The sequence below is a fragment of the Nocardioides sp. genome (genome assembly GCF_030150155.1).
Taxonomy (GTDB): domain Bacteria; phylum Actinomycetota; class Actinomycetes; order Propionibacteriales; family Nocardioidaceae; genus Nocardioides.
The window spans coordinates 16,595-31,590 of sequence record NZ_JASLGR010000034.1; the positions used below are offsets into that span (position 1 = coordinate 16,595).

Genomic DNA, 14,996 nt, shown 5'->3' on the forward strand with positions numbered 1-14,996 from the left:
GGCAACCTGGGTAGCCCCTGGCGTCGAGGAAACGACGGCGAGCCTGCTCAGTCTCGTCAGTCTCGCCCAGGCACCCACCGCTCCAACGCGCGCGTCAGGATCACCGCACTCGCCGACGCCACCAGTACGCCGATCACAACCCCCATCACCAGCAGCACCGTGGCGAACGAGGCGGACGGAACGAAGTACTGGTCACCTGTCTTCATCCCCGCGGCCAACACCCAGTACCCCACCACGCCGACCGCGGTCGCGATCACCAAGGGCAGGGCCACCTGGACCGCGACCAGCCCGGTCAACCACCGCCGACCCCGGCTGAGCAGGTGCAACGGCCCCAGAGTACGGCTTCCATCTCGGGAGTCCGCGGCCACCACATTGGCGGCGACGAACATCAACACCCCGATTCCCAACGCGCTGTAGAGCGTGATCCAGCGGCCCTTGAGAATCGGTTGCCATGCTCCGCTCACCCAGGAGTCCCCAACCTCGCTCACATGGATGAACCCCGGCACATCGGCGTACAGCCCCTGCTGAACGGCGCTCGCGTCGATACGGTGGCCGTCGACAGAGACCAGCGCAAGGCCGACGCCATCAAGTCCCTTCGGGGTCGTGCCCGCGGCCAGAGGTCTGACCGCCGAGCCAGGGGCGATGCCGTAGATCTGGGCGACGGGCCACAGGACGTCGCTGCGCTGCTGAGTCCGGTCAGCCTCAAGGGTGGTGGCGTCGCAACTGAGCCGAAGGGCGTTCAGCGCAGGGCAGGTCGCTTCGAGGACCGCGCCGCCGCGCTCGTCGTGGCCGACCCACACCGCGACCACGTCGTTCGGGAGCCTCTCCAGGTGGCGGGCCAAGGCATCGCCCCCACCCAACGGGTCGGCCTGGAGCACCCGGCCGGCGACCTCACGCTGAAGTTCGGCTGCACCGCGATACTGCACGCTCATCGAGCTCACCCAGAGTTGAACCTGTCCCAGGAGAACGATGCCAATCAGAAGCCCTGCCGTCATCCTCGCGGTCCGCCCCGGGAGCTGACCCAACCGGCGCCCGCCGATCAGACTCCCAGGGGCGACGGTTCGCACCGACGTCCACGCGATTGCTCGACCCAGCGCTCCCAGGAGCACAGCGACGAGGCTCGGAGCGAACAGCATGAAGATCGCGACCCCCACGACATACGCCAGCGTCCTGACCTGAGCGGTGTGACTCTGCGCCGGAACGACCACCGCTACCAGTCCACCAAGGAGGCCGATCAATGCGGCGATCGGCGCGCGGTCTCGTGCCTTCCACGGCAGCACCGTGGCAATCCGAGAGGGACGAAGTCCGCTGGCAGCGACCGCGATCACCACGATGATCGGCACCCAGAGCAACCGTGACGAGATCCGCTCCCAGCCCGCGCCGACATCCACTCCGGCCATCGAGAAGTTGAGCCAACCGGAGGAGAAGCCGATCCGTTGGAGGACAAGCAAGCCGACTGCCGCGACCGCGGCGCCCACGAGCGCAGCGGGAACCACCTCCACGAGGCGGAGCCCGAAGATACGGAGGCGACTGGCACCGAGGACTCGCAGGGTCAGGTCACGGCGGGCACGCTGTTCGCTCCCGATTCCACAGGCGGCCACGAGCGCGACCGCGCCCGGAACCACGAGGCAGGCAAGAAGCAGTTCGATGAGTTCGGCCGGTGTCACAGCGTTCAAGACGCTCAGACCGTGCCACCCGTCCGAGACCGTCTCGGACGGCCCGAAGCCAAGCGCCGGCCGCATCTGAGTGGCGTCGAAGGCTGCGGCAGTGGTGCGGACGTAGACCCGGCGTTCGTCGGGTGTCTCCAGACCAGTGGCTGCGATCTGGCCACTCGGCTCGCCGAAGCGTGCCCGTCCAGAGGAACCGAGGGTCTCAGCCGCGGCAGCCGAGAGGACCGCCTGCCCCGGCGCCGGCCACTGGGCTACGCCGCGTGGCAAGGGTGCATCTGGGGTGGAGGGCCAGATCGAGATGACCATGATCGAGTGATCGTTCACCGTGGCGAAGCCCTCGAACGAGACCAGGAGACGCCCTTGCTGACCCGGCTCCGCCAGGATCGGCCGCAGGGCCTCGGCGCGAACGTCCCGCTCATGTGCCAAGGACGCCGCGATCCCGAGGAGACCGAGGCCGAGGGTCGCGATCATGACAGCGCACCCCACGGCCAGCAGGCGGTGCCACCCCTGTCCTCGAAGGAACCACGGCCTTCGACGCTTCACGCCTGCTCGCTTCCCAGGCGTACGACGCTGTCGGCACGCTCGTAGACCCGCTGGTCGTGGGTGACGAGCAAGAGCGCGCATCCGGTGCGCTCGGGGAGTGAGTAGAGGAGGTCAGCCACCTTGTCACCGGTCTCACGATCGAGCGAGGCAGTCGGCTCATCGGCAAGGATGAGGGCCGGCTCATTCACCAGAGCGCGGGCCACCCCGATCCGCTGGCGCTGCCCTCCCGAATACTCCGTCGCGAAGCGATCCACGTCGCTGATCCCCACTTCGTCCAGCAGTGCCACGGCCCTGCCGCGCGCACCCGCCGCGGAGAGCCCTCCTAGCCTGCCCGCGACAGCGACGTTCTCCAGCGCCGTCAACTCCGGCAGGAGCTCGGCGTGCTGAAAGACAGCACCCACGGCTGAGGCGCGAAGGCGCCGTCGCCCGCCTCCGCTGAGGCGGTACAGATCAGATCCTTGGACCAGGACCCGACCAGAGGAGGGCCGAAGCAGACCCAGCACGCAGTTCAGGACACTCGTCTTTCCGGCGCCGCTCGGGCCGACCAGCGCCAACGACTGGCCGGCCCGAACGTCGAACGAGAGGCCTTGGAAGACGGAACGTCGGCTCCGCATCACGCCCAACTCCTCAACCCGGAGCGCAGGAGCGGTCACGGCACCAGCGCCGTCACCGGAGACCTTCATCATTCGCACGGTGCCAGGTCAGCCATCAGTTCCAGTCGCTGCACGGGTCCGAGGCCAGCGGCTTGTTGACACAAGCACGCACCGAGGTGATTCCGCTCGTCGTCTTCTTGACCGTAGTTCCGCAGCCGCTGCTGTTGTTGAGGCGGTTGCTGGTGTTGTTCCAGTAGCCGTAGACGCTGTTGCTGTCACACGCAGTGTCCTTGACACTGAAGGTGGTGTGCCCCGAGTCGTCCCACGCCTGTGCGCCCGTCACCGAAGCGAGACTCGCGTACGCGGGAGAGGCGAGGAGCGCGATGCCGGCGACGCCGAGCCCAACTGCCTTCATGGAGATGCCTTCCGTCCAGAACCATTGATTTCAATGCCGTGCGCCGCGTCAGTACGACGCGCGACGAGAAAAACTTATGACTCATGGCTGACAAGTTTTGACAACCGCCTCAGCTTGGGTGATCAATTTCAAAAACTTGTCACGCCGGTGACAAGCCGACCAGCACACAGCGCGGCAAAAAGCTGGCTTCGACAACAAGAAGAGACTTGACCTGTCACAACTCCCCCTCGGCCGGTGTCTTCATGCCAACACGACATCGAACCCAGGAGGAACCATGACCACTCGCATCCCCGCCAAGCCCCTCACCGGCGCCTACGGCACCGCGGTGAGGCTGATCAGCAAGCGGATGCTCGGCCGCGTGCCCGAGTCCGTCGGCGTGATGTGGCACAGCGTGCCGGTGCTGAAGGCGTCGATGGGCTACGGCCAGAAGGTGCGGAAGTGGCACCAGTGCGATGAGTCCCTGAAGACCTTCGCTCACATGGCGGTGGCGTCGTACATCGGCTGCACCTGGTGTCTGGACTTCAACTACTTCGCGGCTCAGCACGAGGGGTTGGACGTCGACCGGGCGCGGGAGATCCCGCGCTGGCGGACCTCCGACGTGTTCACTCCCCTGGAGCGCGACGTGTTCGCGTACGCCGAGGCGATGAGCTCCACGCCGTTGACCGTGACCGACGAGATGGTCGCAGGGCTGCTCGCTCAGCTCGGCCCCGGCGCCCTGGTCGAGCTGACCTCCGTGATCGGGTTCGCGAACCTGACCGGCCGGGGCAACATCGCGCTCGGGATCGAGTCCGAGGGGTTCGCCTCGACCTGCGATCTGCGGCCGCTGGCGGAGCGTCCTGACGTACAGTCGCCGGCATGAGCGACGACCCATTCGTCACCCATCGCAGCCTGCTCTTCACCGTCGCCTACGAGATGCTCGGCTCGGCGGTCGACGCCGAGGACGTGCTCCAGGAGACCTGGCTGCGGTGGGACGGCGTCGAGCGTGACGAGGTGCGCGACCCGCGCGCGTACCTCGTCCGGATCGTCACACGTCAAGCACTGAACCGCCTCCGCACGGTGCGTCGCCAGCGTGAGGAGTACGTCGGCGCCTGGCTGCCCGAGCCGTTGCTGACCGGACCCGACGTCGCCGACGACGTCGAGCTCGCCGAAGGCGTCTCGCTGGCGATGCTGACGGTCCTGGAGACGCTGAGCCCCACCGAACGCGCGGTCTTCGTGCTCCGCGAGGTCTTCGATGTGCCGTACGCCGAGATCGCGTCCGCGGTGGACAAGTCCGAGGCCGCCGTACGGCAGATCGCGCACCGCGCACGGTCCCACGTCGCCGCCCGCCGGCCACGCAGGCAGGTCGACCGGGGCGAGCAGCAGCGCGTCGTGGCGCAGTTCATCGCGGCCGTCTCGACCGGGGACATGCAGGGGCTGATGGACCTGCTCGCCCCCGACGTGGTGTTCCTGGCCGACGGTGGCGGCATCGCCAACGCCGTGAAGGTCCCGATCGTCGGGCTGAAGAAGGTCGCCAACCTGCTGCGCGCCTACCCCGCCTGGACCACCGACCCGTCGATCGAGACCGTCGTTCTCAACGGGGCCCTCGGCGTACGGTTCGACGACGCGAAGTCAGGCCCCACCCTGGTCAGCCTCGTCGTCGAGGACGGCCTGATCACGCAGGTGTTCGCGATGCGGAACCCGGAGAAGCTCGGGAGCCTGGCGGAGGAGGCCGAGCTGCGCAGGTGAGGGTTGTGCCTCCCGGAACCTCGACGTACGCTTTTCTGTACAGGAGGTTGCCCCGTGAAGACATTGAGCTACACCGAGTCCCGCGCGCGCTACGCGGAGGTGCTCGACAGCGTCGTGAACGACCGCGAAGAGGTGGTCATCACCCGCGCCGGCCACGAGCCCGTCGTGATGGTGTCCCTGGAGGAGTTCGAGTCGCTTCGCGAGACCGCTTACCTCATGCGTTCGCCGGCCAACGCTCGCCGCCTACTCGATGCCATGGAGCGCCTTGAGAGCGGCGCAGGCGAGGCACACGACCTGATCGACACCGACTGACATGCGGCTGACCTGGGACGCCAACGCCTGGGAGGACTACCTCTGGTGGCAGACCCAGGATCGCAAGGTGCTCAAACGCATCAACCTCCTGATCGTCGACATCCAGCGGCACCAGAACGACGGCATCGGCAAGCCAGAGCCCCTGAAACACGACTTCGCCGGCTACTGGTCGCGCCGCATCACCGACGAGCACCGGCTCGTCTACAAGGTGGCCGGTGACGAGATTCGCATTGCCGCGTGTCGCTATCACTACGGTCGCTGACCGTTACGGCGGCCAACACCACCACCTCGCAACAGAGCCCACCGAACCTTGCGCAGGTCCCACATCCGACCCTCGATCCAGTTGCTCGCCGCCCGCGAGAACGAAGCGCCCTCGACGTACTGGTCGACGTCCACCAGCGCACCCGCACGAGCGAGCCACCTGATCGCCGGCGCCGTCAGATGGAGCCCGGTGTCGCCACGGTCATCCAGCTCCTGGACGACCACCAGCGCAACGTCACACGAGCGCGCCGCGAGCACGCCCAGGGCGTCAGCCAGCCCGAACTCCAAACCTTCGATCGCCGACGAGAGCCCTTCCGTCCCGCCGGAGATGCTCTCACCCAGATCGAGATGTCTTTGCCAGCTCGACCACAGATACCGATGTGTCGGACGGGAGAGGCTCTGATCGCCGATGTCATGCGAGTCGTCTGGCTGGATCCCCAGGAACTCGGTGATCTCAGCCAGACGAAGATCGCTACTGGCGACGCGTAGATAGGCCCGGATCACACCCGCATACTGCCGCAGACATCACCGTTGAGCGCGAAGTGCCGGCCCGCTCAGGCCCCGCCGCCCCCGGCCTTGCGCCGATGCATCTGGGTGCCGACGTTGCGGTCCACCACCTCGGGGCCCTGGGCCTTCTCCTTGCCCGGCGACGCCGCATGCACGCCCTGCTCGCGGTGGTTCTTGTGGTCCAGGGCTTCCTTCATCTTGGCCTTGAGGTCCTCATTCGTCATGAGCCTCTCCTCTCCTCGGATCTCCTAGAAGACCTCCACCGTGACATCTCCCAGCAGCGCCGGACAACCCCTTTCTCTCCCGAACGCCCGCACCCCCGACGTACGCCGGCCACTTCGAACGAATGAAAATAGAACGCGTTCTAGTATTCGGTCGCGGGATCAGGCAAGATCGCCGTACCGTGCGCGGTGTCGTACCGCGAGCCCCGGCCCGACAGGAGCACCCATGTCCACCGCCTCACCGAACGCGACCCGCCCGTTCACCCGCCAGTCCACGGTCAACGACCTGGCCACGACGCTGCCCGGACGCGCGTTCAAGTCGATGATCGTGCGCCAGCTGCCTCCGGTCGCGACCGAGAAGGAGCGTCAGGACCTCGAGGAGATGACCCTCGGCCTGCCCCTGGAAACCCTGGTCGAGTTCTCCGAGGGCAAGCTCACCTGGGGCATCGCCGACTCCCTCCTGGACCTGGCCAACCGCAAGCCGCACCGCCTGATCGGTCGCGGCGTCAGCGCCGCCACCGGGGCACTGAGGAAGCGGTCCGCCCGCACGGCTGGGTGAGAGCGCCCGCTCCTTCCCGGCAGCGGAGGAGGCCGTCGTACGCCGGTCGACGCACGGCTCACCCCAGAGCGCGCACCGACAGCCGTGCCACGGCCACCGCCAGCGCCCGGCGAGGCGCCCGACTGCTGATCAGGTCGGACTCGACCACGTAGCGCCCCCGCTGCACCAGGATCGTCGTGTTGTGCGAGCGCACGCCGTGCGGCGCCGCGTTCCACGACCGGAAGCCGACGCTCGCCCGCCCGATCGTGGGGACCGCGAGCCGGCCGACCTTGACCTCGAGCGAGTCGTTCGAGTGGAGGCCGAAGCAGGCCCGGTACGACGACGACGCCTCCCCCAACGCCGCCGCGGCCTCGGCCCGGGTGGCGTAGAGGTGCACCGAGATGACCGGCACCACGCCGTGGTGGGCGATGAGGTCGCTGCCGCCCCGGCCGGTGTAGAGCATCAGACGCTGTGAGACGGCGTGCTCGGTGACGCCACCGATGCCCAGGCAGTCGGGGCTCACGGTCTGGAGCGGCCCGGTCAGCTGGAGCTCGCGGCTCCCGCCCGCGGCGCGTGGGATCAGGCGCCCCATCGAGGCGACGCTGGGAAAGTCACGTGCCGTGACCTTCGTCGTGGTGGCAGCACCGGTAGCGGTCGAGGACTCCGCCGAAGCAGCACGTGCCGCCGTGACGGTGCCCAGACCGAGGCCGACGACCGCGGTCAGGCCGATAGAGAACGCGGCATTCCAGCGCATGGATCCTCCCGAGATCCGCCCCGCGGCTCCCGCAGGGGTCGCCTTCATCACAGCACCGCGCTCGGGGGCGGACAACCCTCCAGGATGGGGATCCGGTGGACGTCGGGCGGGTCAGCGCACGGGTAGCGGCTGCCCGAGGGCACGCACCGCGAAGGCGCTCCCAACCAGCGCAAGGACGGGCATCCCGAGGAGGCAGGTCGCGTACAGCAGGTCGCTTCCCGACTCGAACCCCGACGTGAGCGCCCACACCACCGTCAGCACAACGAACGGCACCAGCGGGCGTCCCGCCGAGGAAGACCACTGCCGCGACGACCGGGTAGCGCAGAGCCAGGCGAGGACCGCGAGGGTCAGAGGAATCAGGCCGTCAACCCATCCCTCGGCCGCCATGGCCGTGCCGTCGGACACGTCCTGCATCATCGGGATGAGGAACCACGCTGAGAAGCCTCCCAGGAGTGCCAGCAGGCCGACGGTTGCCTGGCGGCGGAGCCGTGATGCGGTCGTCATGGGGCGACCCTAGCCATGATCAGTGGCGCCGACTGGCGAACAGGTCGATGAACACAGGGGAACATCGCGCCAATAATAGTTGACTCACGCCAATAATAGTTGCACCTTTGGGTGGTGGACCTCTCCCTCCCGCTGACAACCGTCTCACCGACACTCGATGCCGGCGTGCTTCAGGTTCTGGCCGCCACCACCGCTGGCTGCACGGCTGCCAACGTTCATCAGCGCCTCGCGAAAGGGAGCAACGAAGGCGTCCGGAAGGTTCTCGCTCGACTGGTGCAGCAGGGGGTCGTCATCGCTGATAGGACTACTCGCTATCCGGTGTATCACCTGAACCGTGAGCACGTCGCTGTGCCGCATATTGAAGCGCTGAGCCGGGTCAGGGACGAGATTCTGGCCCGCATCCGCACTGAGGTCAGCACGTGGACGATCCAGCCGGCTCATTCCAGTCTGTTCGGTTCCTTTGCCCGGGGAGACGCCACCAGCGTCAGCGATATCGACCTGCTGATCGTTGAGCCCGAGTCGCCGGCCCCGCTGGGCGACGCCTGGCTCACACAACTCGACCGCCTCGGCGAACGCATCCGCGCATGGACCGGCAATGCCGCCCAGATCGTCGCCCTCGACACCACAACCTTGGGCGAGATGGCCCGGGACGCCGATCCGCTGGTCGCCTCATGGCTCTCCGAGAGCGTGCATCTCCAAGGCGAGCAGCTGTCTGGTCTGCTCAGGAGGTTGCGATGAGTCCACGCGCCTCGGGCCGCGTGGTGGCGTGCACTCCTGCGGAGGGTCGTTCGCGCCGCGACCAGGCCCGGGCCTTCCTCGAGGTCGCAGAACTGGTGCTCACCGAGGACCGCCGCGAGGCCCACGTCGCCGCCGCGCTCGCCGTCCTGGCAGGAATCGCTGCTACCGACGCGATCTGCGGCCTCACCCTCGGACGGTGGAGTCGCGGCCAGGATCACGCTCAAGCAGCGACCCTGCTGGGAGACGTGGCCCTGCGCGACCAGACCTTGCCAGGCAAGCTCCGGCGCTTGCTCGCCGAAAAGGATGCAGCCCACTACTCCGCGAATCTCATCACACCAGAGAAGGCGAAAACGATGGTGCGCTACGCGACCGCACTCCTAGGGGAAGCCGACGCGCTTTAACCCGTCCCGACGCACGTCGAGACGTGGCTGCCGACGCTTGATGCAGCTCCACCGCGTGCGACTTACCTGCCGCCGGGGTTGGCCACGACCAGGCGGGTTCCCGTGGGCGCCAGGGCGGGCGTCAGCACGTGGGACCCGATCGGGGCGTACGGCTCGAGCACGGCGTACCAGTTCTCGAGATCGTGACGATCGCCGAGCGCGACCGAGATCGGATAGGCGCCGTCAGGTGTTCCCTGTGGGACCACGAAGCTCACCCGCCACACGCCCTTGCGGGCAGTACCGCTGGTCAACGTCAGCATCGGGATCCATGGGCGACCAGGCAGGTCGACGGAGAAGAAGACCTCCGTGACGGCGCGGTCGTCGGCCGCGGTGACCTCCACTGTGACCACAGGCGCTCGGTCCACCGTGTCGACGGTGGCGGGGCTCAGCCGTACCGAGATCAGCGAGGGAGGGGCGACGTCGGACGGACCCCCGATGACATCGAAGCCGCCTTTGCCATGCGCAAGCTGGCGCGCCCACGGACGAAGGGTCTCAGGCACCACCGCGAACGATTCCGGGCCATACCACTGTTGATAGCCGTCGACCTTGACCGGGTTCTCCACCGTCAGCATGACGTTCCACCGACCGCTTTCCGCACCACGCGGAACGACCACGGTGTGGCGCCAGATCGACTTCTTCGCGGTCCCTCTGACCTTCTCCAAGGTCATGTTCGCGCCGCTGTACACATAGGCGCCCCCGTTGGCCCGGCCGGGTTGCATCAGGTTCGCCACGATCAACCCCGGCCCGGCTGCGTCGTCGGTCACGGTGGCGGTGATCTCCAGTGCCTGCGACGCCGAGCGCACATCGACCGACCCACGACTCAGGGTGATCGAGCTGACCACCGGATCGGCGCGGTCGACGACCGAGTTGCGTACGACGAACATCCGGGACCGCACCACCTCGGTCTCCCGGCCGACACGGTCCTTGACCCGAACTGTGGCGTCGCGCGGGCCGGGCTGCACGAAGCGGTCGATCCGGAGCCGTAGCGCCCAGACTCCGTTGCGGGGCGTGCCGGCCACCAGACGTGCATAGCGCGTGTCATTGACCTGAACCGAAGCAACACCGGTGTCATCGCGGATCGCCACGCGCACGACCACCTCCTTGCGAGCGCGACTCACGTTGACGACACGCTTGTTGACAGTGACGCTGCCGATCACTGGGGCAGCGTTGTCCTTGGCGCAGCGCAGATACCGTTCTCCCCGCAGGTGCGGGACGTCGCAGAGGTTGAACCCAGGGCCGCCGTCGACCACGTCCACCCCGTCATCGCCGCTCACGGTGTCGTCCCCGGCCTGACCCAGGACGACGTCCGCGCCGCTTCCGCCGATGAGCCGGTCAGCCCCCGGCCCGCCCTCGATCCGGTCGTCGCCGGCTCCGCCGTCGATCAGGTCGTTACCGCCGCGCCCCTTGATCACGTCGTTCCCACCGAGGCCGCAGATGACGTCACGCTTCCGAGTGCCGATCAAGGTGTCGTTGCCCGAGGTGCCGACGATCGTGCAGCGCTCGCCGTTCGACGCCCGCACCGCCGCCTGCGCAGGTAGCGGTTCGGCCACAGCGGTCAGGGCGCCGAGGGCGAGGACGAGGGCGAGAAGCCTCGACGTGGGGCGAAGGAGCTGCATGGTGATCCCGTCACTAGTTGAGGCGAGCGGGTGTCACCTTAGGGCAGTGCCTGCGCCGAGGTGAGGCAGTTACCCTCACTGCCCCACGGCTGTCTCCGCGGGCCGGATGTGCCAGACCAAGGTGACGTGCACCTGTACGAGCGCAGGACCCAGCGCGCGACACCGGCCAGGAGCGCCGAATCCACCTTCACCCCACCCGAATGGGCGGCTAGGGAAACCCCAAACTCGATACCCTGGACGAATGCGCCACGCAGCCGCCTGGGCTCGCCAAGCACAGGCCGAATTGGGCGTCCTGCTGAACGACTGGGATCCCCTCGACGTGCTTTCTCCCAGGGATGTCGACGATCTACCAGGACTCGTCGATGAGTACGACGGCCTCCGCGACAGGCTCCTCTCACGCCTCCTCCGGGGTGCCAAGCAACAAGACATCGCTGCGTTCCTGACGGCCGACCTTGCCGCCCACTTCGGCATCGCTCATCCCCACGTCCCTCCCAGCGTCGTCGCTCGGCTCTTTGAATGGTGGGAGTCAGTCACGTGAGCAGCGTGAACGGGGAAGGCCCGCGCCATGACGCATTCGGCCAGGTGTGGCCGACACCAGTTCGCGCAGCAGCCCTGCCTGGCCCGGTGCTCAGTTCAAAGCTTGGGTCCTTGCTGAGTTCGTCGTGACAGCAGTGCGAACAGGTCATGACTGTGCTGGGCGCGCGCAGGCGCGTAGCGAGATGGGCTCACGCGCTCATCGGCACCAGATTTCGTACGAACTCCCGTACGTCCCGTGCGTCCAGGTTGAGGTCGCTGGCAGCGTCCTTGATCGTCAGCCGCGCCGCCTGGCCGTACATGACCTTTCGCAGCAGCTGCGACGTTTCCGGCACGATGCCGCCCGGCTCGGTGCTGCGGTAGCCCTGCTCGGACAAGGAGATGCACATCGAGCGGTACTGCCACGGCGTGAGCAGTTCCAGCTCCCGCAGCCGGTGCGTCATCGCCATCGCCGATACCTTCCAGAACGACCGTGACGCCAAGATCCGGTCCTGACTGGCTCCTCGCATCGACTGGGTAAGCACGGCGCTGCGAGGCATCAGGAAGCTGGCAGCGAACGCGTTCGCCTCGGCCTCCCGAACCTTCGAGGTGCTCGGGTCCATCTCGTCGTCTCCGTGCAACACCAAGTGCCCCAACTCGTGCGCTGCATCGAAGCGCTGACGCTCCGCTGACTTGGCGGTGTTGAGGAAGACGAACGGAACGGCGTCACGCCAGAAGCAGAAGGCATCGATGTCGCTGTACTCGTGGCGAAGCGCCGCGACCCGCACGCCCTTCGACTCCAGGAGATGGAGCAAGTTGGCGATCGGACGGTCGCCCAGGTTCCAGCGGTGACGGACGAGATCAGCGGCCTGTTCAGGATCCAGCTTGTCGAGAGATGGGATATCGGGATCGGGCAGCTTGAACCGTTCCTCGATGGCATCGAAGAAGGCGAGGGTCAACGTGGCATTGGCGAGCACTGCGTCACGACGGGTCGCCGTCGTCTTGCTGAGCTTCCGGAAGCTAGCTGCCGCTACCGGCACGGGTTCGATCGAGTCGCCCTCGAAGAAGGGCCGGGGAACTGACAGCGCGGCGGCAAGCCTGGCCAGGCTCTCTTCGCTGGGCGGCTGCCGGTCGTTCTCGTAGTTGGTGAGCGAGCGCAGCGAGACGCCGCTCTCCTCAGCGAGCTTCGTGAGCGTCAGTCCAAGTCGTAGGCGCGCCAAACGCAGGCGAGATGAGTTGAACATGTTGAGGTATCGGGAGGTCGGGCGACGGGGTCAGCGAGGCTCGACGGGAACGTCGACGTGGCCGTCACCATCGTCGGGCTGATCGAAGACCGACAGATCGCCGTCCAGTTCGAGGAAGGGCAGCGGGATACGCTCGGCCCAGCCGTTGACGATGCCACTGTTGGACATCTCGCCCGGACGGGAGAACTCCAGGTGCAGCCCGCGGTCGGTGCGCTCGTGCAGCAGGAACCACAGGTTGGCGCCCAGGGCTGCCTCGACCAGCTCGGACTCGGTGACGAAGTTCTCATCGTCCTCGAAGAGGCTGATCGTGCCGTCGTCGACGTGGGCCAGGGACTTGCGAGTCGACTTACCTTTGCGGTTGGTGTGCGGCTGGACGTGGAGTCCGGCCAGCTGGCCGACGCCGGTCGCCGAGGCGATTGTGAAGGAGATCAGGTGTTCAGGGTGGAGGAGCCGCAGCTGTCCCTCGACGTAGACCTCGCGCCAACCGGCGCTCGCGTACATCTGGGAGAGGTTCTCCATGCCGTCGAGGTAGATGTCGGTGCCGCGAGCAGAACGCGGCGCATGGGCGGTGCGGTTGTTGGCACGCGAGGCACCCGGCCGCATGGCGGTGTGGATGTCCGCCGACGACAGACCAAAGGCGGCTAGGCGCGCCTCGGGATCCGGTTGTGAGTCCGGCGCGTTTCGGTTGATGGCCACGAACTTCCCCTTCCGACGAGTTGCGCGAAATGCTACCACGATTGTGGTGCGATCTGGCGCAACCCGCTGGCCTCCCGTCTACCGGATCAGTGCTGGAGAACGCGGCCGGTCACAGGCAACAGTCTGCGCCGAGGAACCCACAGCGTCCCGATCCCGTGCCGACTCCCACCGACGCCGTGGCGCCTTCAAGACAAATCGGCTCGCCGCCCCTGCTCGGAGTGGGGTTCGCCGCCGGATTCGCAGCATCGGACGAACGAGGAATGTAGTTGACGACGACGATGACTTCATCGTGGTCAAGGGCAAGGGTCTACTGCACACGCGGGTGGCACTTGCCCGCCCCATAGCGGGCGGAGTGAAGCGCCCCAGTCTCACCCAACACTCGACCTAGCGGCCACCACGGCGACCTGCCACAACCCCTCGAACTTCTTGGTGATGGGTAACCACGTCCCGAGAGGCGCGTGGCACCCGGGGGCAATGCCTTGAGTGCCCTGAAACGGCCCACCACTCCGGAGGCAGCTGACGCTATTAGCCGAACGGGCCGAGGTACTTTCGGGGACGTGCGCTTGCTGTCGGGGCGTCGTGGGATGCTCGCCTCCGTGAGCATCCTGCGACGACGCAAGCAGCGCCCAGTCGACTTCGTACTCGGCGACGCCGAACTACGGCATGCCGAGGCCCCCAGGAGTTTCTTCATCCCGTCTGAGGTTGAACGCCGCTCACTCCACGTCGGCGACCTCGCGAAGTTGATGTTCGAAGTCGTCGATCCCGCCGACGACATGCCCTCAGCTGAGCGCATGTGGGTCGAGGTGACCGAGGTTGTTGACGGAGCGTACGTAGGACATCTCGCCAACGAGCCAACCGTCATCACCACCGTTGCCCACGGTGACCTGGTCCGCTTCGGGCCCGAGCACATCATCCAGGTTCCCGGGGACTGGGATCTCCTGGACAAGCGGGCCTTCGTCAGTCTCCGCTCGCACGCCGACGACCTGCGCCCGGGCTACGTCTACCGCGAGGCCCCCGACGATGAGGGCGACTCAGGCTGGCGGGCGCTGGTCGGCGACGAGACCGACGAGGAGACCAACGACCCCCACAACATCCTCATCCAGCCACTCGGGTTCCTGCTCGACCGATGGCCCGAGCTCCGGCCGCTTCTCGAATCCGAACCCGACCACGGAGCCTGGGAGTGGGACAACGAGGCCGGCCTCTACATCGACGTGACGACGGAGGAGTAGACCTCTTCCGACGCCGCAGCCGACGCTGTCGCGTACGGACCCCGGGCGGCACGTGTCGGGGCGAAGACGTGAGGGTTGCGACGGATCGTCTTCGCGGTGTTGCCAGCGACGGCTTCGACGACCTCCGCAGACTCCTCAACCAGGAGCGTTGGCCACCGCCTCGTGCGTCTGAGCAGGCTTTCGATGCGCGGCGCTCGCACATGGTGCCCACCAACGTCGGGACCTCGACGGCGCTTGGTCGATGCCGACGATGTACGGCTAGAACTCAACGCTCTCGACGACGGACCGGACAACGGAGGGGGTCCGTCCCACCACCAGGGCAACTTCGTCGCACGATGGACACGCGAGCGCGTCAACATACCTCGAGCTCAGACCCATCAGGGGCCCACCCGACAGTCGACGTACTGCGTGACCTCCGACGCTTCTCCACTCCTGAGTCTGGCTCACCCACGAGCCTCCCAATGGAGCCTCGTCCGA

18 protein-coding genes and 2 pseudogenes are annotated in these 14,996 nt (G+C 67.1%); 10 read left to right on the forward strand and 10 right to left on the reverse strand.

What is annotated here, in order from left to right:
* Positions 1-56 precede the first annotated feature (56 nt).
* The 3 genes from Q1V88_RS10290 to Q1V88_RS10300 all read right to left on the reverse strand — a co-directional run bounded on the left by Q1V88_RS10290 (position 57) and on the right by Q1V88_RS10300 (position 3,221).
* Entirely contained in the window at positions 57-2,141 is a 2,085-nt protein-coding gene (locus tag Q1V88_RS10290; RefSeq protein ID WP_300681078.1) for a hypothetical protein, read from the reverse strand.
* A gap of 68 nt (positions 2,142-2,209) precedes the next feature.
* Positions 2,210-2,896 carry an ATP-binding cassette domain-containing protein gene (locus tag Q1V88_RS10295; protein ID WP_300681079.1) on the reverse strand — a complete coding sequence of 229 codons (687 nt, stop codon included), beginning with the start codon at positions 2,894-2,896 and terminating at the stop codon, positions 2,210-2,212.
* A 25-nt stretch (positions 2,897-2,921) separates the two neighbouring features.
* Positions 2,922-3,221: a hypothetical protein gene (locus Q1V88_RS10300; protein WP_300681081.1), complete on the reverse strand. Its 300-nt coding sequence runs from the start codon at positions 3,219-3,221 to the stop codon at positions 2,922-2,924.
* 274 nt (positions 3,222-3,495) lie between these two features.
* On the opposite strand from Q1V88_RS10300, the gene Q1V88_RS10305 reads away from it, so the two are divergent.
* From Q1V88_RS10305 to Q1V88_RS10320, 4 genes are read left to right on the forward strand one after another with little or no spacing between them, the layout of a single operon-like run.
* Positions 3,496-4,080: a carboxymuconolactone decarboxylase family protein gene (locus Q1V88_RS10305; RefSeq protein WP_300681083.1), complete on the forward strand. Its 585-nt coding sequence runs from the start codon at positions 3,496-3,498 to the stop codon at positions 4,078-4,080.
* Positions 4,077-4,946: an RNA polymerase sigma-70 factor gene (locus tag Q1V88_RS10310; RefSeq protein WP_300681085.1), complete on the forward strand. Its 870-nt coding sequence runs from the start codon at positions 4,077-4,079 to the stop codon at positions 4,944-4,946. Before Q1V88_RS10305 ends, Q1V88_RS10310 begins: the two co-directional genes overlap by 4 nt.
* A gap of 54 nt (positions 4,947-5,000) precedes the next feature.
* Entirely contained in the window at positions 5,001-5,258 is a 258-nt protein-coding gene (locus tag Q1V88_RS10315) for a type II toxin-antitoxin system prevent-host-death family antitoxin (protein ID WP_300681087.1), read from the forward strand.
* A gap of 1 nt (position 5,259) precedes the next feature.
* Positions 5,260-5,520 carry a Txe/YoeB family addiction module toxin gene (locus tag Q1V88_RS10320; protein WP_300681089.1) on the forward strand — a complete coding sequence of 87 codons (261 nt, stop codon included), beginning with the start codon at positions 5,260-5,262 and terminating at the stop codon, positions 5,518-5,520.
* Here the strand turns inward: Q1V88_RS10320 and Q1V88_RS10325 are convergent.
* Together Q1V88_RS10325 and Q1V88_RS10330 are read right to left on the reverse strand one after the other, a co-directional pair.
* Positions 5,508-6,023 carry a DUF4279 domain-containing protein gene (locus Q1V88_RS10325; RefSeq protein WP_300681091.1) on the reverse strand — a complete coding sequence of 172 codons (516 nt, stop codon included), beginning with the start codon at positions 6,021-6,023 and terminating at the stop codon, positions 5,508-5,510. The genes Q1V88_RS10320 and Q1V88_RS10325 overlap by 13 nt on opposite strands.
* Before the next feature lie 50 nt (positions 6,024-6,073).
* Positions 6,074-6,250, reverse strand: a complete 177-nt coding sequence (locus Q1V88_RS10330) for a DUF5302 domain-containing protein (RefSeq protein ID WP_300681093.1) — start codon at positions 6,248-6,250, stop codon at positions 6,074-6,076.
* A 223-nt stretch (positions 6,251-6,473) separates the two neighbouring features.
* On the opposite strand from Q1V88_RS10330, the gene Q1V88_RS10335 reads away from it, so the two are divergent.
* Entirely contained in the window at positions 6,474-6,806 is a 333-nt protein-coding gene (locus tag Q1V88_RS10335; protein WP_300681094.1) for a hypothetical protein, read from the forward strand.
* A 58-nt stretch (positions 6,807-6,864) separates the two neighbouring features.
* Here the strand turns inward: Q1V88_RS10335 and Q1V88_RS10340 are convergent, their stop codons facing one another.
* Both Q1V88_RS10340 and Q1V88_RS10345 read right to left on the reverse strand, forming a co-directional pair.
* Positions 6,865-7,539 carry a hypothetical protein gene (locus Q1V88_RS10340; protein ID WP_300681095.1) on the reverse strand — a complete coding sequence of 225 codons (675 nt, stop codon included), beginning with the start codon at positions 7,537-7,539 and terminating at the stop codon, positions 6,865-6,867.
* Between the two features lie 111 nt (positions 7,540-7,650).
* Positions 7,651-8,043 carry a hypothetical protein gene (locus Q1V88_RS10345; protein ID WP_300681096.1) on the reverse strand — a complete coding sequence of 131 codons (393 nt, stop codon included), beginning with the start codon at positions 8,041-8,043 and terminating at the stop codon, positions 7,651-7,653.
* A 114-nt stretch (positions 8,044-8,157) separates the two neighbouring features.
* Here Q1V88_RS10345 and Q1V88_RS10350 point away from each other — a divergent pair, with 114 nt between their 5' ends.
* Both Q1V88_RS10350 and Q1V88_RS10355 read left to right on the forward strand, forming a co-directional pair.
* On the forward strand, positions 8,158-8,781 hold the full coding sequence (locus Q1V88_RS10350; protein WP_300681097.1) for a nucleotidyltransferase domain-containing protein: 624 nt from the start codon (positions 8,158-8,160) through the stop codon (positions 8,779-8,781).
* Positions 8,778-9,182 carry a hypothetical protein gene (locus tag Q1V88_RS10355; RefSeq protein ID WP_300681098.1) on the forward strand — a complete coding sequence of 135 codons (405 nt, stop codon included), beginning with the start codon at positions 8,778-8,780 and terminating at the stop codon, positions 9,180-9,182. The genes Q1V88_RS10350 and Q1V88_RS10355 overlap by 4 nt, the downstream gene beginning before the upstream one ends.
* Positions 9,183-9,244: 62 nt before the next feature.
* Here Q1V88_RS10355 and Q1V88_RS10360 read toward each other — a convergent pair whose 3' ends face one another.
* Complete coding sequence (locus Q1V88_RS10360; protein WP_300681099.1) at positions 9,245-10,837, reverse strand: calcium-binding protein; 1,593 nt, start codon at positions 10,835-10,837, stop codon at positions 9,245-9,247.
* A 241-nt stretch (positions 10,838-11,078) separates the two neighbouring features.
* On the opposite strand from Q1V88_RS10360, the gene Q1V88_RS10365 reads away from it, so the two are divergent.
* Complete coding sequence (locus tag Q1V88_RS10365; RefSeq protein WP_300681100.1) at positions 11,079-11,375, forward strand: hypothetical protein; 297 nt, start codon at positions 11,079-11,081, stop codon at positions 11,373-11,375.
* A 187-nt stretch (positions 11,376-11,562) separates the two neighbouring features.
* Here Q1V88_RS10365 and Q1V88_RS10370 read toward each other — a convergent pair whose 3' ends face one another.
* The gene (locus tag Q1V88_RS10370; protein WP_300681101.1) at positions 11,563-12,594 is read right to left on the reverse strand and encodes an XRE family transcriptional regulator; all 1,032 of its coding nucleotides are present in this window, start codon (positions 12,592-12,594) and stop codon (positions 11,563-11,565) included.
* Positions 12,595-12,624: 30 nt separating this feature from the next.
* Entirely contained in the window at positions 12,625-13,197 is a 573-nt protein-coding gene (locus Q1V88_RS10375; RefSeq protein ID WP_300681102.1) for a hypothetical protein, read from the reverse strand.
* Positions 13,198-13,874: 677 nt separating this feature from the next.
* Here Q1V88_RS10375 and Q1V88_RS19585 point away from each other — a divergent pair.
* Both Q1V88_RS19585 and Q1V88_RS19590 read left to right on the forward strand, forming a co-directional pair.
* A pseudogene (locus Q1V88_RS19585) lies at positions 13,875-14,213 on the forward strand (DUF2314 domain-containing protein); the annotation flags it as partial.
* A 45-nt stretch (positions 14,214-14,258) separates the two neighbouring features.
* Positions 14,259-14,519 (forward strand): annotated as a pseudogene (locus Q1V88_RS19590) (DUF2185 domain-containing protein); the annotation flags it as partial.
* Positions 14,520-14,996 lie beyond the last annotated feature (477 nt).